Raw genomic sequence first — 23,939 nt, forward strand, 5'->3', positions numbered from 1 at the left:
GCCCCGCCCGGCGGTGCCCCGGCCCGCGCGGCGGAGGCCGGCAGGTGGAGGAAGACCTCGTCGAGGGTCGGCCGGCGCAGGGTGATGTCCTCCGGCTCGATGCCCGCCTCGTCCAGCGCGGCCGCGAGCCGGACCAGCGCCCTGACGCGCTCGGCGACGGGGATGCCGATCCGGTGGGCGGCGGCGTCGACGTGCGGTTCCCCGGAGGCGATCCGGGCGGCCACCGGCAGGGCCGCCGCGGTGTCCGCCGGGCCGGAGAGCACGAGGTCGATGCGGTCGCCGCCGAGGCCGGACTTGAGCTCGTCGGGGGTGCCCTCCGCGACGACCCGGCCCTGCGCGAGCATGCAGACGCGGTCCGCCAGCCGGTCCGCCTCCTCCAGGTACTGCGTGGTCAGCAGCACGGTGGTGCCGGCGTCCACCAGCTCGCGCACGGCGTCCCACACCTCCTGCCGGGCCGCCGGGTCGAGCCCCGTCGTCGGCTCGTCCACGAACAGCACCGGCGGCGAGACGACCAGGCTCGCGGCGAGGTCGAGCCTGCGGCGCATGCCGCCGGAGTAGCCGCCCACCGGCCGGCCCGCGGCCCCGGTGAGCGAGAACCGCTCCAGGAGCTCGTCCGCCCGCCGCCGGGCCGCCGCGGCAGGCAGCCGGTTCAGCCGGCCGAACATCACCAGGTTCTGCCGGCCGGTGAGGACCTCGTCGACCGCGGCGTACTGCCCCACCAGCCCGATGCGCTCGCGGACCCGGCGCCCCTGCGTGCGGACGTCGAACCCGGCCACGCTCGCCCGCCCCGCGTCCATCTCCAGCAGGGTGGCCAGGATCCGCACGGCCGTCGTCTTCCCCGCCCCGTTGGGGCCCAGCAGCCCGCAGACGGTGCCCTCGGCCACGTGCAGGTCGAAACCGTTCAGACCCGCGCCGCCCGGGTCCCCGTAGTTCTTGCGCACACCCTGCGCCGTGATGGCGGCGCCCTTCTCCGTCACTGTCACCCTCCCGTCCCGGCGGTCCGGCCCTGCCGGACGCCCGCGGCCGCAGACTCTACCGTACGTTGTACCGTACACGATACGAGATGGCTACGATGGAGGCCGACGACGAAGGTGGGGAGTTCGTTCCGGTGAGTGGGAAAAAGGGGTCCGAAGCGGATCCGGCGCGCAGCCTGGCGCTGCTGTGGGGCTCGCACACCAAGCCGGGACGGTCCGGCCTGACGGTGCGCGCGATCGTCGACGCCGCCATCGGCATCGCCGACGCCGAAGGGCTCGACGCCCTGTCCATGCGCCACGTCGCCGAGCGGCTGGGGGTGGGCACCATGTCGCTCTACACGCACGTGCCGGGCAAGACCGAGCTGACCGACCTGATGGTGGACACCGCCTACGGGGAGCTCTACGCGGACGTGGACGAGCCGTCCTCGCGGCCGGGCGGCTGGCGGGGCGCGCTGGAGTTCGTCGCCGCCCGCAACTGGGACCTCTACCGGCGGCACCCCTGGATGCTGCAGCTCGTCGGCGCCCGCCCGGTGCTGGGCCCCAACGCCTCGCTGAAGTACGAGGCCGAGCTGCGCCCCCTGGACGGCATCGGCCTGTCCGACGTGGAGATGGACTCCGTCCTCACCCTGGTCCTGACCCACGTCGAGGGCACCGCCCGGGTCCGGGCGTCCCTGGACCAGGTCCAGCAGGCCACCGGCATGAGCGAGACCGAGTGGTGGCTGGCGAGCGCGCCCGTCCTCGACAAGGTCATGGACGCCTCCAGGTTTCCCGTGGCCTCCCGGGTGGGCGAGGCGGCGGGACAGGCCCATCAGGGGGCGGTCGACCCCGCGCACGCCCTCGCCTTCGGCCTGGCACGCATCCTCGACGGGGTGGCCGGCCTGATCGCGGGCAGGTGACGGCCGCGGGCCGCCGGACGGGGGCGCCCCCGCCGCGGCCCGTCCCCCGCCCCGGGCCGCCTCCGGGAGGGCCGCCTCCGCCGGAGGATCACCCGGGGGAGGGGCAGGCGCCGCCTCCGCCGGAGGGCCACCCGGGGGAGGGTCAAGCGCCGCCTCCGCCGGAGGGCCACCCGCGGGAGGGCCGCCTGCGGCGGTTCACCGCCGGCGGCCGGCGCGGCCGAGCAGCCAGCCGATCACGGCGCTGCCGAGCGCGACGCCGGCGCCCATGCCGAACGCGGTGACGACCGTCCACGGCGGCACGCCCTGGGCCGCCGGCGCCGGGGGCCGCTCGAAGACCTGGGCGGACCGCCCCGCGGCCGGCGTCGTCTCCGCGGGCGCCGGGGCGGCCTCCCCCGCGCCCTCCTCCGCGGTCTCTCCGGCGGGTGCCGCCTGCGCCGCCGCGACCCCGGCGGGGGCCCCGCCGGGGGCGGAGACGCCGGAGAGCAGGTGGCGCTCGACGGCGGAGAAGAACTCGCCCGCGGTCCTGCGCGCCACGGTGCCGAGCATGCGCTGGCCGACGCCGCCGATCATGCCGCCGACCACGGCCTCGGCGTCGTAGTCGATCCGGGTGCCGCCGTCGGCCTCGCTGAGCCGTACCTCCACGGTGGCCTCCACCGTGCCGGGCGCGCCCTGGCCCCGGGCCCGCAGCACGAAGCGCCGGGGCGCGTCGGGCTCGCACAGGGCGACCTCTCCCCTGTACACGCCCTTGATCGAGGCCACCCCGGCCGCGACCGTCATCCGGTAGGTGTCCGGTCCCGTCTCCTCCAGCCGCTCGCAGCCCGGGATCGTGCGCACGAGCACGGCCGGGTCCTGGAGCGCGGACCACACGAGATCTCTGTCGGCGCCGAGCACGGCGCTGCCTGCGACCTTCACGCTCAGCACCCTAGGGACTCCCGGCCGCGCGGGGTAACAGCAACTTCTGCCCGCCGCCGCGGCCGGGGGTTGTCAGTCCGCCGAGGCGCCGGAGGGGGCCGGGGCGTCCGGCCCGGCGGCGCGGCGCCGCGCGCGCAGCGGCGCGCCCACCGCGTGCATGTGCCGCAGCGCCTGGCCGTACGAGCTCAGCAGCCCGGACTCCAGGTAGGGGACGCCCAGCTCGGCGCAGTACGCCCGGACGATCGGCCGGGCCCGGCGCAGGTTGGGGGTCGGCATGCTGGGGAACAGGTGGTGTTCGATCTGGTGGTTGAGCCCGCCCAGGACGGCGTCGAGCAGCAGGCCGCCGCGCACGTTCCGCGAGGTCAGGACCTGGCGGCGGAGGAAGTCCAGTTCCTGCTCGCCGGTCAGCGTGGGCATGCCCTTGTGGTTGGGCGCGAACGTGCACCCCAGGTAGACGCCGAAGACCGCCTGGTGCAGGGCCAGGAAGGCCAGGGCCTTGCCCGCCGGCAGCACCGCGAACACCGCGCCGAGGTAGGCGGCGGCGTGCACGGCCAGGAGCAGCCCCTCGGTCCGGCGGTTCCGCAGCGACGGGCGGCGCAGCGCCCGCACGCTCGCCACGTGCAGGTTCAGCCCCTCCAGGGTCAGCAGCGGGAAGAACAGGAACGCCTCCCAGCGGCCGATGAACCGGGCGACGCCCCGGCTGGCCCGCGCCTGCCGCTCCGACCAGATCAGGATCTCCGGGGAGACGTCGGGATCGCGCTCCTCGTGGTTGGGATTGGCGTGGTGGCGGGTGTGCTTGTCCATCCACCAGCCGTAGCTCATGCCGATGACGAGGTTGCCCGCCACCAGGCCGGCGATCTCGCTGGAGCGCCGGGAGCGGAAGACCTGCCGGTGGGCCACGTCGTGGGCGAGGAGGGCCGCCTGGGCGAACGCCACCGCGAGGAGGACCGCGACGAGGAGCTGGTACCACGAGTCCCCGACCAGGAAGAACGCGGTCCAGCCCGCCACGAGGAGGGCGCCGACCAGGCCGATCCGCACGGTGTAGTAGCCGGGGCGCCGCTCCAGCAGGCCTGCGTCGGCGATCCGGCGGGCCAGGACGGCGTAGTCGCTCCCCCTGGCCCGCGCCTGCGCGCCGGCGGTCGTCACATCGGTCATGGCTCTCCTTCGCTCTCCGGGGGTCACCGGGCGGGCCTCCCAGAACAGGATCTCCCGGCGACGTAGATCATGTACCCCTGTCCGCCCCCCGAACCACGGTGGTGCAGGCCCCACCCCTCGTCCGGCGCGGCGCGGGACTCCCCGGCACGCGGGACGGCCCGCCCCCTCGCCGGGACGGGCCGTCCTTCTCACCGTGCGCGGTCAGTCGCCCGCGGGACGCTCACCGGCGTTGACGCCGGGCGCGTACTCGGGAGCCTGGCCCGTCTGAGCCGGGGCCTGGCCGCTCTGCGCGGGGATCTGGGCGGGCATGTGCTCCTGCGTCGGCGCGTTCTCGGCACCCTCCTGGCCGGACTCGTCGTCGACGAGGTTCGGGTCCTGCGCGCCGCCCTGGTTCTGCATGCTGCTCGGCAGGTAGCCGGAGCTCGGCAGGTTCGCGGTGTCACCCGGCAGCTGGCTGGAGGCCGGCTGGTCGGAGTTGCTCGGCAGCTGGCCGGAGGCCGGCTGGTCGGAGTCGCTCGGCAGCTGGCCGTGGTCCTGCCCCTGCGCGCTGTCGACGCCCTCGTCGATCAGGTTCGGGTCGTCGATGTTCTCGGAGCTCTTCGGCTGGGCCGGCGTGTAGCTCGAGAGGCTGGGCGCGTAACCCGGCCGGTCCTCCTCGTAGCCGGGCCGGTCCTGGTAGCCGTAGCCGCCGTAGGAGTCGTCACGCATGTAGCGCCAGCCGCTGCAGTAGACCGGGGAGCCGCCGTACTGGCGGACCTGGCAGACCCTGATCCGGGCCTGGCTGGCGTAGTCGCTGGAGTAGTCGATCGTGCGGTAGTTGTTCGTGCCGCAGTGCCGGTAGGTCCGGCCCCGGTCCCAGCCGCTGCCGCCGCCGTAGCCGCCCGAGCGGTAGCCCTGGATCTGCGCGTAGGCGCACATGCCGCCCTCGCCGGAGGTGCGGTAGTCGCGGTCGTAGAGCCAGCCCCGCACCCGGATCCCGCCGGAGGTCACCAGGTAGTTGCCGCCGCTCCGGTAGTCCACGGTGCCCCTGGCGTACGCCCGGCGGTTGCTGGAGTAGTAGGGTCCCCAGGACTCCGCGCGGGCCGGCTTCTCCGCGGCGGGCGCGGCGGCGGGCGCGGATGCCTGCGCCGGCGCCGGGCCGGCGAGCGCGAACGCGGTGGCGGTGGCGGCCACGGTCAGCAGACCGGTGGTCAGTCGCTTCATCATCATCTCCCCTTCGGCCCCCGCCCCTTGCGCCGGCTCCCGCCGGCTCCCCCGAGGCCGGGGACCGCTGGTAACGGAACGTAACTGCGGCCCTTCCGTGTCCATTTATAGCCATCCGTATTGATATTTACACCGCAACCCCGTGAACAGCGGAAACGCCCGGTCCCACCGGGGATCCGGGCGTTTCTCCAGAGATTTCGCGATCACTCGCTCTCGGCGGCGTACAGGTACTCCCAGTCACCGCACCGGGTCGGGTGCGCGCTCCGCAGGCCGATCTGGCAGACCTTCACCCGGACGGCGTCGACGTCCTCGGCGGAGAAGTGGAACCGCTTGCTGCCGCCGGCGCCGCAGTGCCGGTAGGACTCCCGCTCGGCCCAGTGGCCGCGGTGGTCGCCGAAGCCGTGCGCCTGGACCTGGATGTAGGCGCACTTGCCGCCCTGCCGGTAGGTGCGGTGGTCGAGGTCGTACACCCGGCCCCCGACGTACACCTCGTTGGAGGTCTGGCGGCGGTTCCAGTCGACGTCGATCCGCCCGGATGCCTTGGCCTTGTGGTTGCCGGAGTAGTAGGCGCCCCAGTAGTCGTCGTAGCCGGCCGACGCGGTCGCGGGCGTGGCGGCCTGGGCGGCGGTCGGCACGGCGAACGCGAAGGCGGCGGTGGCGGCGGCGGCGGTCAGCAGGCCGGTGGTCACTCGCTTCATGGTGGTCCCTCCCTGTGGCCCTCTCGGACCGGCTCCCTGCCGGATCCCCCCTGGGCTCTGTCGGGTCATTGGTACGCCCGGGCGCTTGCAGCCCCCCGTCACTCCGCTTACACCCGCCTTACGGGCGCTTGCAGGGGGTACGGCCGCCTCCGCCTCCCGGCGTACCCGCGATCACCCCGGCGGCGGACGCCCGGGCCGCATCCGCCGGTCCAGGATGGAGCCGTGCGCCGAGGGGTCCGGCCGAGCCGCGGCCCCTCTCCGGTGCCGGGGGCGCGCACCCCCGCACCGGGGCGGAAGGAGAGAGCCGCCGGCGCGTCACAAGGGGGATCGGGGGGAGCCGGCGCCGCGAGCCGGAGGGAGCGGTCAGGCCCGGCCGGGAAGTGCGGTCCCGGCCGGACCGTGTGACGAAGATCGCAGGAGCTCGCGGCGCCCACCCCGCCCATTGCTCTACAAGTCGTAGTACTACTTTAGGTAGCACTACGACTTGTAGAGCGAAAGGTTCCGGGGGGAGAGGCGTGGAGGCACTGGATCTCGCGCGGTGGCAGTTCGGGATCACCACCGTGTACCACTTTCTGTTCGTACCGCTCACCATCGGGCTGGGCGTCTTCGTGGCCGGACTGCAGACCGCCTGGCACCGCACCGGCAAGGAGCAGTACCTGCGGCTGACGAAGTTCTTCGGGAAGCTCTTCCTGATCAACTTCGCGATGGGCGTGGTCACCGGCATCGTGCAGGAGTTCCAGTTCGGCATGAACTGGAGCGAGTACTCCGTCTTCGTCGGCGACGTCTTCGGCGCTCCACTGGCCCTGGAGGCCCTGATCGCCTTCTTCCTGGAGTCCACCTTCCTCGGACTGTGGATCTTCGGCTGGGACCGGCTGCCCAAGCGCGTCCACCTGGCCTCCATCTGGGCCGCGGTCATCGGGTCCAACCTGTCGGCCTACTTCATCCTCGCCGCCAACGCCTGGATGAAGCACCCGGTCGGCTACGAGGTGGTGGACGGCAGGGCCCGGATGACCGACCTGTGGGCCGTGCTCACCAACTCCACCGCGCTCGCCCAGGTGCCGCACGTGGTGGCCGCGTCGTTCGTGGTCGCGGGCGGGTTCGTGCTGGCCGTCTGCGGCCACCACATCCTGAAGGAGCGGCGCCGCGACCCGGACCGCACGGTTCCGGTGCGGCGCGGCGCGGGGAGCATGTGGCACACGCCGATGCGGGCCGCCCTGGTCATGACGGCGGTCGCGGGCGCGGTCGTCGCGGGCACCGGAGACCTGTCCGGCAAGCTCCTGTACGAGCAGCAGCCCATGAAGCTGGCCGCCGCCGAGGGGCTGGAGCACGACACCGCCGGGGCCGGCTTCTCCCCCGTGCCGGGCGTCGAGATCCCGATGCTGCTCAGCCTCCTGGCGACGAACGACCCGGACGCCGTCGTGCAGGGCACCGAGGACATCCAGAAGCGCTTCGAGGAGCGGTTCGGCCCCGGCGACTACCGGCCGAACGTGCCCGTGGTCTACCTCTCCTTCCGCGTGATGATCGTCTTCGGGCTGGCCACCACCGGGCTGTCCGTCCTCGCCCTCTGGCTGACCCGCCGGCGCCGGGGGCGCCGCGCCGGCGGGCCGCAGCGCGAGCTCCCGTCCTGGCTCGCCCGCGCCTTCCTGCTGGCGCTGCCGCTGCCGGTCCTGGCGGTCATCGCCGGCTGGCTGCTGAGCGAGATCGGCCGCCAGCCCTGGACGGTCCAGGGCGAGCTGCTCACCGCGGCGAGCGTCTCCCCCGGCGTCAGCCTGGCCGAGGTGGCCGTGTCACTGGCCGTCTTCACGCTCCTGTACGGCCTGCTCGCGGTGGCGGAGGCCGTGCTGCTCGTGCGCCACGTCAAGGAGGGCCCCGAACCGGCCGCCCCCGCCGCGGACGGCGGCCGGGACGGCCGGGGCGGCCGACGCGACGGGGGCGACGGGGGCACAGCCGCCCGCCTCCAGCCGACCCTGATGTACTGAGGGAGTCTCCGTGGAACTCACCACCCTCTGGTTCTCGATCATCGCCTTCCTCTGGACGGGGTTCTTCGTCCTGGAGGGCTTCGACTTCGGCGTCGGCATGCTGACCCCGCTGGTCTCCCGCGGCGAGCCGGAGCGCAAGCAGGCCCTCGCCACCATCGGCCCCGTCTGGGACGGCAACGAGGTCTGGCTGATCAGCGCGGTGGGCGCCATGTTCGCCGCCTTCCCCGCCTGGTACGCGGGGCTGCTCAGCGAGTTCTACCTGCCGGTCGTGCTGGTCCTGACCGGGCTGATCATCCGCGGCGTCGGGCTGGAGTGGCGGGGCAAGGTCCGGCACTCCTCCGACCGGGCCTGGTGCGATCTGGGCATCGCCGCCGGCAGCGCGCTCCCCGCCTTCCTGTGGGGTGCCGTCTTCGCCGCCCTGCTCCATGACGGCGCGGCCGCCGCGCTGGTCGGCGGCGCGTTCTCGCTCGTGCTGTGCCTGCTGCACGGCGCGGTCTTCCTCGCCCTGAAGACCTCCGGCCCGGTCCGCACCCGCGCCCGCCGCGCGGCGCTGGCCGCCTCCGCGGTGGCGCTGCCCCTCGGCGCCGTGGCGCTGTCCGGCATCCCGGCGGCGGCCGCGGCCGCCGCCGGGGGCGCGGCGCCCCTGCTGTGGGCGTGCGCGCTGGCCGCGATGTCCGCGCTGGCCGCCGGGGTGGCGCTGACCTGGCGGGGCCGGGACGGGTGGGCCTTCACCGCCACCGCCTCGGCCATCGCGCTGACCGTCGCCGCCCTGTTCACCGCCCTGTGGCCCGCCCCGCTGCCCGGGCTCACCGTCGCCGAGGCCGCCTCGGGGCCCTACACGCTGACGACTCTCACCTGGATCGGCCTGCTCGTGCTCCCGTTCGTCCTGGCCTACCAGGGCTGGACCTACTGGGTCTTCCGCAGGCGGCTGACCGCCGCGGCGTCCTGACCACCCGTTCCGGCGGGGCGGCCCACGCCGCCCCGCCGGGCCGCGGACGGCCGGACGCCCGCCTCACCGCCAACGCGGCCGGAGACCGGCCGCGGAGCGAGGACGCGCGGTGCGCGCCGCCGGGCGCGGAACGCGGTTGCCCCCCTCCCCTGAGTCGGCCACGATGCCGGGATGGCCTCCCCCAGTCTGTTCCGGCACCGGAACTTCACCCTCCTGTTCGGCGCCGACGTCATCAGCCAGGTCGGCACCCAGATCAGCATGCTCGCGCTGCCCCTCGTCGCGGTGCTCGCGCTCGACGCGAGCGCGTTCGAGACCGGCCTGCTGGTGGCGGCGGAGACGGCGGCGTTCCTGCTGGTGGGCCTGCCCGCCGGCGTCTGGGTGGACCGGATGCCGCGCCGCCGCATCCTGGTCGCCGCCGACGTGGTGCGGGCCGTGCTGCTGGGATCGGTCCCGATCGCCTGGTGGCTGGGCGTGCTGACCCTGCCCCAGCTGTACGGCGTGGCGCTCGGCACCGGCCTGGCCACGGTCTTCTTCGACATCGCCTACCAGAGCTACCTGCCGAGCCTGATCGAGCGCGACCGGCTGGTGGACGGCAACGCCAAGCTGGAGATCGTGCGCTCGGCGTCGGGCGTGGCCGGTCCGGGCGCGGGCGGCTGGCTGATCCAGGCGTTGACCGCGCCGGTCGCGGTGCTGGCCGACGCGGTCAGCTTCCTGGTCTCGGCGCTGCTGCTGCGGCGGATCGACGCCGTCGAGCGGGTCCCGGAGCGCTCCGGGCGGCGGGGCCTGGCCGAGGAGATCGGCGAGGGTCTCCGGTACGTGGCCTCCCACCCGATCCTGCGGATGATCACCGCGGCCACCGCCGTCGCGAACTTCACCCACGGCCTCTTCGGCGCCGTCGAGATGATCTTCCTGGTCCGGGTGGTCGGCCTCTCGCCGGGGAGCGTCGGCCTGCTGTTCTCGGCGGCGGCGGCCGGAGGCCTGGCCGGTGCGGCGGTCGTGGGACCGCTGAGCCGCCGGGTCGGCTCGGCCCGGGCCGTCTGGCTCTCGCCCCTGGTGTTCTACCCGTTCATGCTGCTGGTGCCGCTCACCGAGCCCGGCTGGAAGACCGCCCTGTTCGCGGTGGGCATGTTCATGAACTCGGTCGGCGTGGTGGTCTACAACGTCACCCAGGTCAGCTTCCGCCAGGGCATCACCCCCGAGCACCTGCTCGGCAGGATGAACGCGACCATCCGGTTCACCGTGTGGGGCGTCCTGCCGCTCGGGGGCCTCGCCGGAGGCGTGCTGGGCGAGCTCCTCGGCGTCCGGGCCACCGTCTGGATCAGCGTGGTGCTCGGGCTGCTGTCCGCGGTGCCGCTGCTGCTCTCCCCGCTGCGCCGGATGCGCGACCTGCCCGCCGCGAGTGAGGCCGCCTCCCCGCAGGAGCCGGCGGCGTAGCCGCAGCCGGATCCGCCCGGCCCGCGCCGGACCGGATCCGCCCGCCGGACCGGGTCCCCCGCCGGACCCGGCGGTCGGCGCGCCTCTGACACCCGGTCGGCGCGGCCCTGACGGCGGGGCGCACGGCCGGAACGGATCCTCCGAGCGGGGTCGCACGCCCCGTCCGGACACCCGCTCCCCGGTGAGGGAGGCGTGTCCGTGTGCGGACCCCTATGCCCGATGAAAGTTTCAACTTCAAGCTGTCAGGTGTTGCAACTGCATTTCGTCAGGTACCATCGCGGTCATGGGAGCGCTCCCACTACCCGGACATCCCCCCACCCGGAAGACGGAGACCCGCATGCAGCATCAAGATCATCCCCGCACCCCCCGCCGGGCCCTGCGCGGCCTGGCCCTGCTGTCCGCCGCCGCGCTCGCCCTGGTCCCGTGGGCCGAGAGCGCCTCCGCCCACGGGTCGGTCGTCGACCCGGCCTCCCGCAACTACGGCTGCTGGCAGCGCTGGGGCAGCGACCACCTCAACCCCGGCATGCAGCAGCAGGACCCGATGTGCTGGCAGGCCTGGCGGGACAACCCGAACGCCATGTGGAACTGGAACGGGCTGTACCGCAACGGCGTCGGCGGCAACCACCAGGCGGCGGTCCCGGACGGGCAGCTGTGCAGCGGCGGCCTGACCGAGGGCGGCCGCTACCGGTCGCTGGACGCCGTGGGACCGTGGAAGACCACCCGGATCGGGCGCGACTTCACGGTGAAGCTCTACGACCAGGCCAGCCACGGCGCGGACTACTTCCGCGTCTACGTCACCCGCCAGGGCTACGACCCCACCACCCAGCCGCTGCGCTGGAGCAACCTGGAGCTGGTCCGGCAGACCGGCCGCTACGCCCCCAGCCAGAACATCTCGATCGACGTCAGCGCCCCCGGCCGCACCGGGCGCCACGTCGTCTTCACGATCTGGCAGGCCTCGCACATGGACCAGGCCTACTACATGTGCAGCGACGTGGACTTCGGCTAGGACGCGCCGCAGGGCTCCGCCGCAGGCCCGCCGGTCTCCGGCGGAGCCCCCGCCGCGCGCGGCACCCCGCCCCACGCGCGAGGCCCCGTGCGCGGCGCCCGCCCGGCCCCGCCGGGACGGGCCCCGCCCCGCGGCGGGCGGGTCAGGACGTGGCGCGGCGCAGGTCGAACAGGTCCGACGGGGAGATCGGCATCTTCATGACGGGGACGCCCTCGGCGTCCTCGACCGCCGAGGCGATCACCGCCGAGACCGGGATGACCCCGGCCTCGCCCGCCCCCTTGACGCCGAGCGGGTTGAGCGGGGACGGCGTCTGCAGGTGCGCGGTCTCCACGCGCGGCACCTCCGTGGCGTACGGCATCAGGAAGTCCATGAACGAGGCGTTGAGCAGCTGGCCGTGCTCGTCGTAGGCCATCCGCTCGTACAGCGCGCCGCCGACGCCCTGGGCGACCCCGCCGTGGATCTGCCCCTCGACGATCATCGGGTTGACGAGGTTGCCGCAGTCGTGGACCACCGCGTAGCGCAGGATGCGGATCTCCGCGGTCAGCGGGTCGGTCTCCACGACGGCCGCGTGCATGCCGGAGGCGAAGGTCGAGCGGATCGGCGAGTAGTAGTCGCGCCCCTCCAGGCCCGGCTCCTCCCCCTCGGCGACCGGCGGCCGGTCCGGCGGTGACGCGCCCGCGAACTGCGTGGCGCGGGATGCCTCGGCGTCGAAGGCGTAGCGGAGCGGGTTGGCCAGCACCGCCACCGTGGACAGCGGGACGCAGGCGTCCGGCACGCCGGCCACGTGCACCACCCCGTCGGTGATCTCCAGGTCGGCCGGGTCGGCCTCCAGCGCGTCGGCGGCGATCCGCAGCGCCTTGGCGCGGACCCTCCGGCAGGCCAGCGCGATCGCGTTGCCGCTCATCACCGCAGCCCGGGAGGCGAAGGTGCCGACCGCGTAGCCGAAGCGGCGGGTGTCGCCGGTGACGACCGAGACCCGCTCCAGCGGCACGCCCAGCTCGCCCGCGGCGATCTGCGCGAAGACCGTCTCATGCCCCTGGCCCTGCGAGGTCAGCCCGGTGGAGACGTGCACCCGCCCGTCGGAGGTGATCTGCACGTGGCCGCCCTCGTACGGGCCGACGCCGGTGCCCTCCACGTAGCAGCCGATGCCGATCCCCAGCCGCCTGCCCTCGGCCGCGGCCCGCGCCTTCTCCTCGGGGAAGGAGTCCCAGCCGATCAGCTCCTTGAGCATGCGCAGCGACTCGGGGTAGTCGCCGCTGTCGTAGATCAGCGGCCGGCCGTCCTGGAAGGTCAGCCCCTGGTCGTAGGGGAACTCGTCGGGCTGGATGAGGTTGGCGGCGCGCACCGCCGTACGGTCGAGGCCGAGGTGGGCGGCGATGCGGTCCATCGTCCGCTCCATGCAGAAGACGGCCTGCGGGCGGCCCGCCCCCCGGTACGGCGTGACCTGCACGGTGGTGGTGTAGAGCGAGGAGAACTCCACCCGGTAGGCCCCCAGCTTGTACGGCCCCGGCAGCTGGGTCGAGGTGATGATCGGCACGATGATCCCGTACGGGGTGTAGGCCCCGTGGTCGTGCAGGATCGTCACGTCCAGGCCGAGGACGCGGCCGTCGTCGTCGAAGCCGGCGCGGACGTACTGCACCTGCGCCCGCTCGTGCGCGGAGGCGGTGAAGTGCTCGCGCCGGTCCTCGGTCCACTTGACCTCCCGGCCGAGCCGCATGGCCGCCCAGGGGACGAGCACCTCCTCCGGCCACGGGTGCATGATCTTCACGCCGAACCCGCCGCCCACGTCGGGGGCGACGACCTCGACCTTGGGCAGCGGCAGGTCCAGCTTGGCGGCCAGGGCCATGCGCACGCTGGTGGAGGTCTGGGTGCTGGAGTAGACCCGCAGCGAGGCGTCGTCGGCGTCCCAGCGGGCGTACACGCCGCGCCCCTCCAGCGGCATGGACGCGCTGCGCTCGACGTCGAGGCGGAACTCCAGCCGGTGCGGCGCCGCCTCGATCACCTCCGCCGCCGCGCGCCCGTCGGCCGCGGGCACCGACTGCACCAGGTGCGCGCCGACGTTGCCCGGCACGTCGTCGTGGACGAGGTGCTCGGCGCGTGCCGCCGCCTCCGGGCCGACCACGGGAGGCAGGAGGTCGTAGTCGACGCGGATGAGCGCGCAGGCGTCCTCGGCGAGGTAGCAGTCGCGGGCGACGACCATGGCGACGGGCTCGCCGACGTGCCGGACCCGGTCGCGGGCCAGCGGGAGGGCGGTGCGGCCGTGGGTGAGCGCGGGGTGCGGGATGAGCAGCGGGAGCGGCCCGGCGAGCCGTTCCGGCAGGTCCTCCCAGGTGTAGACCGCCACCAGCCCGTCCACGTCGAGGGCGTCCGTCAGGTCGATGTCGCGGATGACGGCGTGCGCGTGCGGGGAGCGGACGAAGGCGGCGGCCAGCGCGCCGGAGCCGAGGTCGTCCAGGTAGCGGCCCCGCCCGGTGAGCAGGCGCGGGTCCTCCCGCCGCCGGACGGGCTCTCCGAACAGTTTCGTGGTCATCGCGCGGCGCCCCCGTCCGTCCCCCGCTCCTCCGCCATGATCTCCGCCGCGCGGTGCACGGCCCTGACGATGTTCTGGTAGCCGGTGCACCGGCACAGGTTGCCCGAGACCCCCTCCAGGACCTCCTCGCGGGTCGGCGCCGGGTTCTCCCGCAGCAGCGCGGTCACCGTGCACAGGAACCCGGGGGTGCAGAATCCGCACTGCAGGCCGTGGCACTCGGCGAAGGCCCGCTGCACCGGTGACAGGCGGTCGCCGTCCGCGAGCCCCTCGACGGTGGTGACCTCGCGCCCGTCGACGGTGACGGCGAAGGTCAGGCAGGAGCGGACCGGCTCGCCGTCCAGCAGGACCGTGCAGCAGCCGCAGACGCCGTGCTCGCAGCCGACGTGCGTGCCGGTCAGGCCCAGGTCGTGCCGGAGGCAGTCCGACAGCAGCCGCCGCGCCGGGACCCGGGCCCGCCGCGGGACGCCGTTGACGGTCAGCGTGATCTCGTGCGCGGTCTCAGCCACCGGCCGCCTCCCTCAGCGCGTCCTGCGCGGCGTCCCGGAGCGCCCGCTCGGCCAGGACCCCGGTCAGGTGCCGCCGGTAGTCGGCGGTCGCGTGGATGTCGGTCTCCGGCTCGGCCCGCTCCCGTACGGCCCGCGCCGCCGCGGCCCAGTCGGCGGCCCGCGGCGCGCGCGCCCCGCAGGCCGCGGTGACGTCGACGACCAGCGGGACGGGCCCGGCGCCCACGCACGCCGCCCTCGCCTCGGCCACGCACAGGTCGCCGTCCAGCCGGACCAGGGCCGCGACCCCGGCCAGGGCGTAGTCGCCGTGCCGGCGCGACACCTCGCAGAAGGCCGTGCCCGTGCGCGCCGGCCGGGCGGGGAAGAACGCGGAGACGGCCAGCTCGCCGGGGAGCAGCGCCGACTCCAGCGGGCCGGTGAAGAACTCCCCGGCCGCCACCTCGCGCGTGCCCCCGCGCCGTGCGAGCCGTACCGAGCCGCCGAGCAGCGCCAGTACGGCGGGCAGCTCGGCGGCCGGATCGGCGTGGACCAGGCTGCCCACCACGGTGCCGCGGTTGCGGATCACCGGGTGGGCGACCAGCCGCAGCGCCCGGCGCAGCAGCGGCTGGACGGCGGCGGCCGCGCCGGAGCGCTCCAGGTGCGCGTGCCGGGCCAGCGCCCCGACCCGGACCCCGTCCGGTCCGGCCTCGATCCCGTCCAGGCCGCCGATCCGGTTGACGTCGACGAGGAGGGCGGGGGAGGCCAGCCGCATGTTCATCAGCGGGATCAGGCTCTGGCCGCCGGCGAGCACCTTGCCGTGCTCGCCGGCCTCGGCGAGCACGTCGAGCGCCTCGCCGAGGGCGCGGGGGGCGTGGTAGTCGAAGGGGGCCGGCTTCACCCGGCGGCTCCGCGGCCCGGCCCGTCCTTCTCCCCCGCCGGGGTCTGCGCGTCCCGCGCGGTCCCGGGCGGGCCCGCGGCCGGGCCGCCCGGATCCGGGACACCCGCGGTCTCCGCCGCGGGGGTTCCTCCGCCGCGTCGGGCGACGGCCCGCAGCAGGTGGTGGCCGCCGAGCACCACGATGGTGCCGAGCGCGATGCCCTCCAGGACGAAGTCGGAGCTGATCGTCTGCTTGACCGGGCCGATGGCGAGGATGACGCCCGCCCCCACGGGGACCATGTTGACCGGGTCGGCGAAGTCCACCCGGTTCTCGATCCAGATCTTCGCGCCGAGCAGGCCGATCATGCCGTAGAGGATGACGGTGATGCCGCCGAGCACGCCGCCGGGGGTCGCCGCCACCAGCGCGCCGAACTTCGGGCAGAGGCCGAACAGGATCGCGATGACCGCCGCGATGTAGTAGGCGGCCGTGGAGTAGACGCGGGTGGCGGCCATGACGCCGATGTTCTCGGCGTAGGTGGTGGTCGGGGAGCCGCCGAACGCGCTGGTGACCATGGTGCCGACGCCGTCGCCGATGATCGCCCGCCCCATGTAGGGGTTGACGTCGGTGCCGGTCATCTCGCCGACGGCCTTGACGTGGCCGACGTTCTCGGCGACCAGGGCGATGACCGCGGGGAGCACCAGGATGACGGCGGAGACCTTGAAGTCGGGCAGGTGCATGTCCGGCAGGCCGATCCAGTCGGCGCTCGCGACCGCGTCGAAGCTGACCCGGGGATGCGTGTCGACCCGGCCGGCGCCCGCGTTGTAGGCGGTGATGTCGCCGAAGACCCGGTCGGCCGCCCAGGAGAGCACGAAGCCGATCACCAGGCCGAGCAGGATCCCGATCCGGCCGACGAAGCCCTTGAAGAGCACGATGATCAGGAAGGTGACCGTCATCGTGATCAGCGCGATCCACTGGTCCTGCGGCCAGTAGACGTCGGCGACCACGTAGGCCAGGCCGAAGCCGATCAGCATGACCACCGCGCCGGTGACCACGGGCGGGAAGACGCGGTTGATGACGTGCACGCCCAGGACGTGCATGGCCACGCCGACGAGGGCGAGCACCAGGCCGGCGACGAGGATCGCGCCGGTGACGATCGCGTCGGCCGCGGGCGTGTCACCGCCGAACAGCGCCCTGATCGCCAGCACGCCGCCCACGAACGAGGCGCTGGTGCCGAGGTAGCTGGGCACCTTGCCCTGCACGATGAGCAGGAACAGGATCGTGGCGACGCCGGAGAACATGATCGCGACGTTCGGGTCCAGGCCCATGACCAGCGGGAAGACGAACGTCGCGCCGAACATCGCGATGACGTGCTGCGCCCCGAACCCGACCATGCGCGGCCAGGACAGCCGCTCGTCCGGCCTGACGACCTCGCCCGGAGCAGGCGTCCTGCCGTCCCCGTGCTTCGTCCAACCTGCAACCATCAAGCCCACCTTTCCCGGGCCGTCGGTCGGTGGCCGCCCCGCGGGCACTCCTTCCGGCGGATCCTCACTGCCGTTGCGGGCACGCTAGGCCCGCGTGCACGGCCGTACACCGGCATGATCTGCCAAAACCGGTCCGGCGGCCAGGAGACCTCTCGCGCACCGCCGGAACCGGCCCCCGGTGAAGCGTCCCGGACGGCGCGGCCCGCCCGGGACGGTCAGCGGCCGCCGGGGGCGACGACGCGGATCTCGAAGCCGTCGCCGGTGACGACCTGACCCGCGCGGATCTTGCAGGTCTTGCGCGTCTCGACCTCGCCGTCGACCATCACGTTCCCGGTGGAGACGAGGTACTTGGCCTGGCCTCCGGTGTCGGTCACGGCGCAGTACTTCAGCAGGTCGCACAGGGGGATGTAGTCGGTTTCCAGCTCAAAGGTCTCGTTCACAGCCACAGCTTAGGGCCGGCCGCCCGGACGGGCCCGCGGGCGGCGCGGCGCTCCGCTCCCCCCTGCTCCCGGATCCCCGCGGCCTCCCGGGGATCCCCCGCGCACGCCCCGGCCCCCCGGCTCACCGTCCCCGGCCCCCGGCCCCCGGCCCCCGGCCCCCGGTCCACAGTCCACAGTCCACGGTCCCGGGCATGGAACACGGCGGCCGGTGGTTGAAGCTTTAACCACCTGCCCCCTCGCCACCCCGCCCGCGGCTCCGGAGGAGCACATGCCCGACTACGGCCACGACCTGAGGTTCGGCGCGTTCATCACGCCGCAGAACCGCCGTCCCGAGGCGGTGGTCGACCTCGCCCGCCTGAGCGAGCAGGCCGGCCTGGACCTCGTCACCTTCCAGGACCATCCGTACCAGGCCGGTTTCCTGGACACCTGGACGCTGCTGAGCTGGGTGGCCGCGCGGACCGAGCGCGTCCACCTGTCGGGCAACGTGCTGAACCTGCCGCTGCGGCCCCCGGCCGTGCTGGCCCGCTCGGTGGCCAGCCTGGACCTGCTCTCCGGCGGGCGGATCGAGCTCGGCCTGGGCGCGGGCGGCTTCTGGGACGCGATCGAGGCGATGGGCGGCGGGCGGCTGAGCCCCGGGCAGAGCGTGCAGGCCCTCAGCGAGGCCATCGACGTCATCCGCGGCGTCTGGGACGTCGGCGAGCGCGGAGCGCTCCGGGTGGACGGCGCCCACCACCGCGTCGACGGGGCCGAGCGCGGCCCCGCGCCCGCGCACGAGGTGCCGATCTGGCTGGGTGCCTACAAGCCGAGGATGCTCCGCCTGGTCGGCACGAAGGCCGACGGCTGGCTGCCCAGCCTCGGCTACCTCCGGCCGGAGGACCTCGCCGCGGGCAACAAGATCATCGACGAGGCGGCGGCGGAGGCGGGCCGCGACCCGCGGGAGATCCGCCGCCTGCTCAACCTCATGGGCGGCTTCGGCTCCTCCGGGGACGGCCTGCTGCAGGGCCCGCCCGGGGTGTGGGTGGAGCGGCTGCTCCCCTTCGCCCTGGAGGACGGCGTCGGCACGTTCATCCTCGGCTCCGACGACCCCGTGGTGCTGGAGACCTTCGCCGAGGAGGTCGCCCCGGCCCTGCGGGAGGCCGTGCCCGCCACGCTCGCCGCCGCCGGCACCGCCGCCGGTCGGCTGCGGCCGGCCCGCGCGCTCGCGCTGCGCCGCCCGGGCATCGACTACGACGCGCTGCCCGCGTCGCTGGCCGCCCGCGCGGTCGAGCCCGGCGACCGCGGCTACGAGGACGTGCGCTCCACCTACGTGTGGACCGGCTCCCCCGGCCTGGTCCTGCGCCCGTCCACGCCGGAGCAGGTGGCCGAGGCGCTCGCCGTCGCCCGCGCGCAGGCCGTACCGCTGGCGGTGCGCAGCGGCGGGCACGGCATCAGCGGGCGCTCCACCAACGACGGCGGCATCGTGATCGACGTCGGCGCCCTCGACGGCGTCGAGGTGATCGACCGCGAGCGGCGGCTGGTGCGCGTCGGCGCCGGCGCGCGCTGGGGCGAGGTCGCCCGGGCGCTGGCCCCGTACGGCCTGGCCGTCAGCTCCGGCGACTACGGCGACGTGGGCGTCGGCGGCCTGGCGACCGCCGGCGGGCAGGGCTTCCTGGGCCGCTCCTACGGGCTGACGCTCGACCACGTGGTGGGCGCCGAGGTCGTCCTGGCCGACGGCCGGATCGTGCGCGCCGACGCCGGGCACCACCCCGACCTGCTGTGGGCGCTGCGCGGCGCGGGCGGCAACATGGGGATCGTCACCTCACTCGACATCGAGGCCGCCGAGGTGGGCGACGTGGTCTTCGCCGTCTTCGTGCACGACGCCTCCGGCACCGCGGCGTTCCTGCGGGAGTGGGGGCGGCTGGTCGAGCGGAGCCCCCGGGAGCTGACGGCCTTCCTGACGGTCTTCCCGGGGCAGGCGGGCGCCGCCGCCCTGGCGCAGACCACCGCCGTGTGGGCCGGTGACGACACCGAGGCCGCCGTCACCGCGCTGGAGCCGTTCCTGGAGCTCGCCCCCGTGCTGCGGCAGCAGGCGCAGCTCGCCCCCTACGCCGCGATCGTCGCCCCGCACCGCAACCCGCACCGCGGCCAGGCGCCCATGCTCAGCCGCTCGGCCCTGCTCGCCCACCTCGACGCCGCCACCGCGACACAGGTGGCCGGCATGTTCGCGGCCGGCGACATCACCTGGATCCAGGTCCGCTCGGTCGGCGGCGCGGTCAACGACACCGCCCCGGACGCCACCGCCTACGCCCACCGCACCCAGAACTTCTCGCTGTCCGTGCTGGTGAACGAGGCCCGGCGCGGGAGCGCGGACCGGGCCTGGGAGGAGCTCGGCGTGGACGCGGTCTATCTGAGCTTCGAGTCCCACGGCGACGAGGAGCTGCTGGCCAAGGCGTTCCCCCCGCCCACCCTGGAGCGGCTGCGGAGGATCAAGGCCGTCTACGACCCGGACAACGTCTTCCGGCACAACTTCCCCATCCCCCCGGCGGACCCGGCGCCCGCGGCCGGCTGAGCGGCGGGCCCGGGGCCCCGGCGGCCCCGCGCCGGCCCCGCCGGGGCGCCCGGAGGTCAGATGCCGCGCATGCGCAGCACGTGCAGCGCCAGCGTCAGGTTGAGCCGCAGGTGGGCGTCCTCGGTGAAGTTGCCCAGCAGCCGCTCCAGCTTGCCGATCCGGTAGCGCAGCGTGTTGTAGTGGAAGTGCAGCCGCCGGGCCGTCTCGGCGACGTTGAGGTTGGTCTCCAGCAGCACCTGGAGCGTCCGGCGCAGGTCGGCGTTCTCCGGGTCGTCGTCGGAGCCGAGCGGGCCGAGCGTCTCGCGGACGAAGGCGTGCAGTTCGGCGGTGTCGCTGACCAGCGAGAGCAGGCGGTAGACGCCGAGCTGGTCGAAGTGGGCGACCGCGCCGGGGCCGTGCAGCTGGCGGCCGACCCTGGCCGCCTTCAGCGCCTGGGAGTACGCGTCGGGGAGCGCCTCGGCGCCGCAGGCCGTACGGCTGGCGCCGGTGGAGAAGGTGGCGGGCGGTCCCTCCCCCATGGCGGCGGCCGCGTCCCTGGCCAGGCGGCCGGTGTCGACGGCCGCGTCGACGACGGCGACCACCTCGTGGGAGAAGCCGGCCACCGCGCCGCGCGGGTCGTGGCGGCGCAGCGCGGCCACCCAGCCGGCGACCAGGCGGTCCTGGGCCACCCGCTCGTCCGCCTCGGGGTCGAGCTCGGCCACCAGGACGGTGACCGGGCGCTGCAGGTCCCAGCCGAAGGCCCGGGCCCGCGAGGCGACCCGCTCGGAGCCGCCCGCCCTGCCGGTGAGCACGTCGCGCAGGAAGTCGGCCCGGTACTTGCTCTCGACGGCGTTGACCGCCTCCTGCCGGGTGATCACCAGGGCGGCGACCGTGGCGGCACGTTCCAGGATGCCGACGTCGCCGTCGGGCACCGGGCCCGCGGGACCGCACGCGACGATCCGGCCGTGGTGGTGCCCGCCCGCGACGACGGGCACGACGGTGCGGCGGCCCTCGGGCGCGGTGCGCAGCGCGGCGAGGTACTCGGCCGGTCCGGCCGAGGCCAGCACCTGACCGGCGCCGTCGAGCACGGCCACGGCCACGTCGAGCAGCCCCGCCACCTCCGCCGTCACCTCGCGCAGGCCGCCGCCGGCCAGCACGATCGCCACCAGCGCCCGGTGCGCCTCCTCGGCGCGGGCCAGCACGGCGGCCTGCCGGTTGAGGATGTCGGTGAGGACCTGGTTGAGGATGTCGTCGAAGCCGACGTCCTCGGGGAGCAGGATCAGCGGGAAGTCCAGCCGGTCGGCCTGCCCGGCCATCTCCGCGGGCAGCTCGTCCAGGTAGCGGCCGAGCTTGATGGCGAGCGCGGCCAGGCCCCGCTCGTCCAGGTCGGCCACGAGCCGGTCGAGCGACTGGGGGGTGTTCCGCAGCGGGTAACCGGTGGTGAGCAGCAGCTCGTGGGGTTTGACCCAGGCGAGGATGTCGGGGACCTCCATCACGTTGAGGCGCTGCACCACCCGGTCCAGTCCGCCCTCTCCCGCGATCAGCCGGGCCCCGGCCAGCGTCGAGACGCCGAGGACCTCCCCGACGGAGACGCCGTGGATGATCGTGCCGGTGCTGGCCAGGCGTACAGGGGGCTCCATCACTCTCCTCTTGAGCGGATCGCCGGTTCACCCGACAGGGAGATCACTTCCTTGGTGTGGTTTCCCCGGTAAACGGTCAGGGCTCGGGCGCCGCCCGCCTCTTACCGGGAGAAGCTGGAAGCCGCTCCCGGCTGGGAAGCGGAGGAGTCACGAGCCGATTGTGACCGATAGGACCACCTGTCAGGAAGAGCCAATCTTCGCGCGGACTGTTGGCATCTTTCTCCGTACGGAGTGATCGCGCCCCCGCTCTACCGTCGGGCTCGTGGAGGGGAGGCCCCAGTGAGCACCGAGGGCAGAACGGGGGTCCGCCGGGTTCCGGTCCGGGCGCACGCGACCGGCGCGGCCAGTGCGGCCCTGCGCCCGGTGCTGGAGTCGCCCCGCCGCCCCGCGCGGGTGCTGGCGGCCTTCCCCGCCGGGGTTTACCTGGAGGTGCGCGCGGAGCTCGAACCGCACGTGATCGCGGTGGTCACCGGGGAGGCCGTCCGGCTGCCCAACGCGATGGTCGTCACCGGCCCCGTGCCGCGCGCGGCGGTGGGCGACGACGCCTCCGTGGGAGACGGCTCGATCGAGATCGGGCGGCTCAGCCTGCGGGCCCACCGCTGGTGGGACCCGGCCCCGCCGCTCGGCCGGGCCGATCCTCCGGGCCTGGCGCGTGCGCTGCTCCTGCTGACCGGCCTGTGCGCGGCCTCGCCGCGGCGGCCGGGGCTGGAGGGCGCCGGGGCCGCCCGCGTGCTGGCCGAGGGCTGCGCCGATGCCTCCCTGCTGCGCGCCGTCACCGCCGCCGAGCAGCTCGTCGGGCTGGGTCCCGGGCTCACCCCGAGCGGCGACGACATGCTGGCCGGGCTGCTGGTGGCGCTGCGCCACCTGGGGGCGGCGGCCGGGGTGGGGCGGGCGGTCTGGCTGGCCGACTGGCTGGCCGCCGCGGTCACCTTCGACGCCCGCGACAGGACCACCCCCATCTCGGCGACCCTGCTGCACTGCGCGGCCCGGGGCGAGGCCAGCGGCGAGGTGCTGGCCGTCCTGCGCGGCCTGGCCGGGCGGCAGCCGCTGGAGCCCGCCCTGGCCCGGCTGCTGCGGCTCGGCCACACCTCCGGCGCCGATCTGGCGTGGGGGCTGCGCGTCGGGCTCGCCGCCGTCACCGCTCTCGCCGAGCGCGCGGGCGGGGCACCCGGCGCGGACAGGACCAGGAAGGCCGACCGCTCCGGCGGGACGGTCGCGAAAGCGGGGGCGGGTGGACGCTGAGCAGCCGGGCACCGATCTGGTGCGGGTGCGTACCGGGGTGTACCACGACTCGGTGAGCCTGATGCGGGTCAGCCGGGCGGCCGGCGCCCTGCCGGGGGTGGAGGTCGCGGTGGTGGCCATGGCCACCGGGCTCAACCTCGGCATCGCCGCAGAGCTGGGCTTCACGCTCCCCGACGCGGGCCCGGGCGACCTGCTGGTCGCGCTGCGGGCCGCGGACCGGGCCGCCGCCGACCGGGCCGCCGCCGAGGTCGACGGGCTGCTGGAGGCCCTCGCCTCGCGGACGGCGGGCGGCACCGGGGCGGAGGAGCCGCCGCGCACCGTGCGCGCCGCGGCCCGGGCGGCGGGCGGGACCGCCACGCTGGCGCTGGTCTCCGTCCCGGGACCGCACGCGTTCGCCGAGGCGATGGACGCGGTCGAGGCCGGCCTGTCGGTGATGGTCTTCAGCGACAACGTCCCCGTCGAGCAGGAGGTGCTGCTCAAACGGCGGGCCGCGGAGCGCGGCGTGCTGGTCATGGGACCGGACTGCGGCACCGCCGTGGTCGGCGGGGCCGGGCTCGGCTTCGCCAACGTGCTGCGGCCCGGCCCGGTCGGGGTGGTGGCCGCCTCCGGGACCGGCGCGCAGCAGGTCACGTGCCTGCTGGACCTGGCGGGCGTCGGGGTGAGCCACGTGCTCGGCGTCGGCGGGCGCGACCTGTCGGCGGAGGTCGGCGGGCTGTCCGCGCTCCGCGCCCTCGGCGCGCTCGACGCCGACCCCGCGACCGAGTTGATCGTGCTGGTCTCGAAGCCTCCGGCGCCCGGGGTGGCGCGGGCCGTGCGGCGGGCCGCCGAAGGGCTCGCCACCCCCGTGGTGACCGCGTTCCTCGGCCGCTCCCCCGACGACGACGGCGGCGACGGCGACGGCGGCGACGGCGACGGCGACGGTCCCGGCGACCTGACCTCGGCCGCCGAGGCCGCGCTCCGCGCGCTCGGGGCGGAGGTCCCCGAGTGGCCCGCCTGGCCGGCCGCGGGTGCGCCCCGTGCGGCGGAGCCCGCGCCACGGCGGGACGGCGGGCGCGTGCGGGCGCTGCACGGGATCTACTCCGGCGGGACGCTCCGCACGGAGGCGGAGCTGGTCGCCGGGACCGGGACGTTCACCGACTACGGCGACGACGCCTACACCCGGGGCCGCGCCCACCCGATGATCGACCCCTCGCTCCGCCTGGAGGCCCTGGCCGCGGTGCCCCCCGGGGACGTGGTCCTGCTCGACGTGGTGCTCGGCCACGGCGCCGATCCCGACCCCGCGGAGCGGCTGGCCCCCGCGGTCGCCGCCGCCGCCGCGCGCGGCACCGCCGCGGTCGTCGCCCTGGTCGGCTCCGAGGGCGACCCGCAGGGGCTGACCGCCCAGGCCGAGGCGCTGCGGGCGGCCGGAGCGGACGTGTTCGCCTCCAACGCCCGCGCGGCCCGCCGCGCCGCCCGCCTGGCCGGGGGTGCCCGTTGACCTCCTCCCCGCGCCTGAAGGCGGGGGTCTCCACGCT

19 protein-coding genes are annotated in these 23,939 nt (G+C 75.1%); 8 read left to right on the plus strand and 11 right to left on the minus strand.

The genetic code is table 11. The features are described 5' to 3' along the window. Positions 1-977, minus strand: a 977-nt coding sequence (locus ABD823_RS30405) for an ATP-binding cassette domain-containing protein (protein ID WP_344865641.1), incomplete at its 3' end; no start/stop codon positions are given. An 86-nt stretch (positions 978-1,063) separates the two neighbouring features. Here ABD823_RS30405 and ABD823_RS30410 point away from each other — a divergent pair. Beyond that, the gene (locus tag ABD823_RS30410; RefSeq protein WP_344865600.1) at positions 1,064-1,870 is read left to right on the plus strand and encodes a TetR/AcrR family transcriptional regulator; all 807 of its coding nucleotides are present in this window, start codon (positions 1,064-1,066) and stop codon (positions 1,868-1,870) included. Positions 1,871-2,065: 195 nt separating this feature from the next. On the opposite strand, the gene ABD823_RS30415 is transcribed toward ABD823_RS30410, so the two are convergent. The 4 genes from ABD823_RS30415 to ABD823_RS30430 all read right to left on the minus strand — a co-directional run bounded on the left by ABD823_RS30415 (position 2,066) and on the right by ABD823_RS30430 (position 5,838). Further along, positions 2,066-2,782, minus strand: a complete 717-nt coding sequence (locus ABD823_RS30415) for an SRPBCC family protein (RefSeq protein WP_344865602.1) — start codon at positions 2,780-2,782, stop codon at positions 2,066-2,068. Between the two features lie 72 nt (positions 2,783-2,854). Beyond that, positions 2,855-3,937: a fatty acid desaturase family protein gene (locus ABD823_RS30420; protein WP_344865604.1), complete on the minus strand. Its 1,083-nt coding sequence runs from the start codon at positions 3,935-3,937 to the stop codon at positions 2,855-2,857. A gap of 201 nt (positions 3,938-4,138) precedes the next feature. Next, positions 4,139-5,140, minus strand: a complete 1,002-nt coding sequence (locus tag ABD823_RS30425; protein ID WP_344865606.1) for a hypothetical protein — start codon at positions 5,138-5,140, stop codon at positions 4,139-4,141. Between the two features lie 203 nt (positions 5,141-5,343). Next, the gene (locus ABD823_RS30430) at positions 5,344-5,838 is read right to left on the minus strand and encodes a hypothetical protein (RefSeq protein WP_344865608.1); all 495 of its coding nucleotides are present in this window, start codon (positions 5,836-5,838) and stop codon (positions 5,344-5,346) included. Between the two features lie 515 nt (positions 5,839-6,353). Between ABD823_RS30430 and ABD823_RS30435 the strand changes: the two genes are divergently transcribed. The 4 genes from ABD823_RS30435 to ABD823_RS30450 all read left to right on the plus strand — a co-directional run bounded on the left by ABD823_RS30435 (position 6,354) and on the right by ABD823_RS30450 (position 11,206). Then, positions 6,354-7,817: a cytochrome ubiquinol oxidase subunit I gene (locus ABD823_RS30435; protein ID WP_344865610.1), complete on the plus strand. Its 1,464-nt coding sequence runs from the start codon at positions 6,354-6,356 to the stop codon at positions 7,815-7,817. Between the two features lie 10 nt (positions 7,818-7,827). Further along, positions 7,828-8,766: a cytochrome d ubiquinol oxidase subunit II gene (cydB, locus tag ABD823_RS30440; RefSeq protein ID WP_344865612.1), complete on the plus strand. Its 939-nt coding sequence runs from the start codon at positions 7,828-7,830 to the stop codon at positions 8,764-8,766. A gap of 171 nt (positions 8,767-8,937) precedes the next feature. Next, positions 8,938-10,200 (plus strand): MFS transporter, encoded by a 1,263-nt coding sequence (locus ABD823_RS30445; protein WP_344865614.1) that lies wholly within the window; start codon positions 8,938-8,940, stop codon positions 10,198-10,200. A gap of 337 nt (positions 10,201-10,537) precedes the next feature. Then, positions 10,538-11,206, plus strand: a complete 669-nt coding sequence (locus ABD823_RS30450; protein ID WP_344865616.1) for a lytic polysaccharide monooxygenase auxiliary activity family 9 protein — start codon at positions 10,538-10,540, stop codon at positions 11,204-11,206. Positions 11,207-11,348: 142 nt separating this feature from the next. On the opposite strand, the gene cutA is transcribed toward ABD823_RS30450, so the two are convergent. The 5 genes from cutA to ABD823_RS30475 form a co-directional block, all read right to left on the minus strand. Further along, positions 11,349-13,736 (minus strand): aerobic carbon-monoxide dehydrogenase large subunit, encoded by a 2,388-nt coding sequence (gene cutA, locus ABD823_RS30455; protein ID WP_344865618.1) that lies wholly within the window; start codon positions 13,734-13,736, stop codon positions 11,349-11,351. Continuing rightward, positions 13,733-14,242 carry a (2Fe-2S)-binding protein gene (locus tag ABD823_RS30460; RefSeq protein WP_344865620.1) on the minus strand — a complete coding sequence of 170 codons (510 nt, stop codon included), beginning with the start codon at positions 14,240-14,242 and terminating at the stop codon, positions 13,733-13,735. Before ABD823_RS30460 ends, cutA begins: the two co-directional genes overlap by 4 nt. Further along, entirely contained in the window at positions 14,235-15,116 is an 882-nt protein-coding gene (locus ABD823_RS30465) for an FAD binding domain-containing protein (RefSeq protein ID WP_344865622.1), read from the minus strand. The genes ABD823_RS30460 and ABD823_RS30465 overlap by 8 nt, the downstream gene beginning before the upstream one ends. Then, a complete protein-coding gene (locus ABD823_RS30470; protein ID WP_344865624.1) occupies positions 15,113-16,576 on the minus strand; it encodes a uracil-xanthine permease family protein in 1,464 nt (487 codons plus the stop codon). Before ABD823_RS30470 ends, ABD823_RS30465 begins: the two co-directional genes overlap by 4 nt. 215 nt (positions 16,577-16,791) lie before the next feature. Continuing rightward, positions 16,792-17,016 (minus strand): RNA-binding S4 domain-containing protein, encoded by a 225-nt coding sequence (locus ABD823_RS30475; protein ID WP_344865626.1) that lies wholly within the window; start codon positions 17,014-17,016, stop codon positions 16,792-16,794. A 268-nt stretch (positions 17,017-17,284) separates the two neighbouring features. Between ABD823_RS30475 and ABD823_RS30480 the strand changes: the two genes are divergently transcribed. After that, positions 17,285-19,564, plus strand: a complete 2,280-nt coding sequence (locus ABD823_RS30480; RefSeq protein WP_344865643.1) for an LLM class flavin-dependent oxidoreductase — start codon at positions 17,285-17,287, stop codon at positions 19,562-19,564. Positions 19,565-19,620: 56 nt separating this feature from the next. On the opposite strand, the gene ABD823_RS30485 is transcribed toward ABD823_RS30480, so the two are convergent. Then, positions 19,621-21,183 carry a PucR family transcriptional regulator gene (locus tag ABD823_RS30485; RefSeq protein ID WP_344865628.1) on the minus strand — a complete coding sequence of 521 codons (1,563 nt, stop codon included), beginning with the start codon at positions 21,181-21,183 and terminating at the stop codon, positions 19,621-19,623. Between the two features lie 279 nt (positions 21,184-21,462). On the opposite strand from ABD823_RS30485, the gene ABD823_RS30490 reads away from it, so the two are divergent. Both ABD823_RS30490 and ABD823_RS30495 read left to right on the plus strand, forming a co-directional pair. Next, positions 21,463-22,425, plus strand: coding sequence for an oxamate carbamoyltransferase subunit AllH family protein (locus ABD823_RS30490; RefSeq protein WP_344865630.1), 963 nt, complete (start codon positions 21,463-21,465; stop codon positions 22,423-22,425). Then, complete coding sequence (locus tag ABD823_RS30495) at positions 22,415-23,902, plus strand: AllF/FdrA family protein (RefSeq protein ID WP_344865632.1); 1,488 nt, start codon at positions 22,415-22,417, stop codon at positions 23,900-23,902. The genes ABD823_RS30490 and ABD823_RS30495 overlap by 11 nt, the downstream gene beginning before the upstream one ends. Positions 23,903-23,939: the final 37 nt, after the last annotated feature.

The sequence above is a fragment of the Planomonospora alba genome (assembly GCF_039534085.1).
Classification (GTDB): Bacteria; Actinomycetota; Actinomycetes; order Streptosporangiales; family Streptosporangiaceae; genus Planomonospora_B; species Planomonospora_B alba.

What these genes read in the sequence shown, in the direction of transcription:
- ABD823_RS30420 (WP_344865604.1), bottom strand. Translation starts at nt 3,937, where the DNA reads ATGACCGATGTGACGACCGCCGGCGCGCAGGCGCGGGCCAGGGGGAGC.
- cutA (WP_344865618.1), bottom strand. Translation starts at nt 13,736, where the DNA reads ATGACCACGAAACTGTTCGGAGAGCCCGTCCGGCGGCGGGAGGACCCG.
- ABD823_RS30425 (WP_344865606.1), bottom strand. Translation starts at nt 5,140, where the DNA reads ATGAAGCGACTGACCACCGGTCTGCTGACCGTGGCCGCCACCGCCACC.
- ABD823_RS30430 (WP_344865608.1), bottom strand. Translation starts at nt 5,838, where the DNA reads ATGAAGCGAGTGACCACCGGCCTGCTGACCGCCGCCGCCGCCACCGCC.
- ABD823_RS30480 (WP_344865643.1), top strand. Translation starts at nt 17,285, where the DNA reads ATGCCCGACTACGGCCACGACCTGAGGTTCGGCGCGTTCATCACGCCG.
- ABD823_RS30410 (WP_344865600.1), top strand. Translation starts at nt 1,064, where the DNA reads ATGGCTACGATGGAGGCCGACGACGAAGGTGGGGAGTTCGTTCCGGTG.
- ABD823_RS30485 (WP_344865628.1), bottom strand. Translation starts at nt 21,183, where the DNA reads ATGGAGCCCCCTGTACGCCTGGCCAGCACCGGCACGATCATCCACGGC.
- ABD823_RS30450 (WP_344865616.1), top strand. Translation starts at nt 10,538, where the DNA reads ATGCAGCATCAAGATCATCCCCGCACCCCCCGCCGGGCCCTGCGCGGC.
- ABD823_RS30470 (WP_344865624.1), bottom strand. Translation starts at nt 16,576, where the DNA reads ATGGTTGCAGGTTGGACGAAGCACGGGGACGGCAGGACGCCTGCTCCG.
- ABD823_RS30445 (WP_344865614.1), top strand. Translation starts at nt 8,938, where the DNA reads ATGGCCTCCCCCAGTCTGTTCCGGCACCGGAACTTCACCCTCCTGTTC.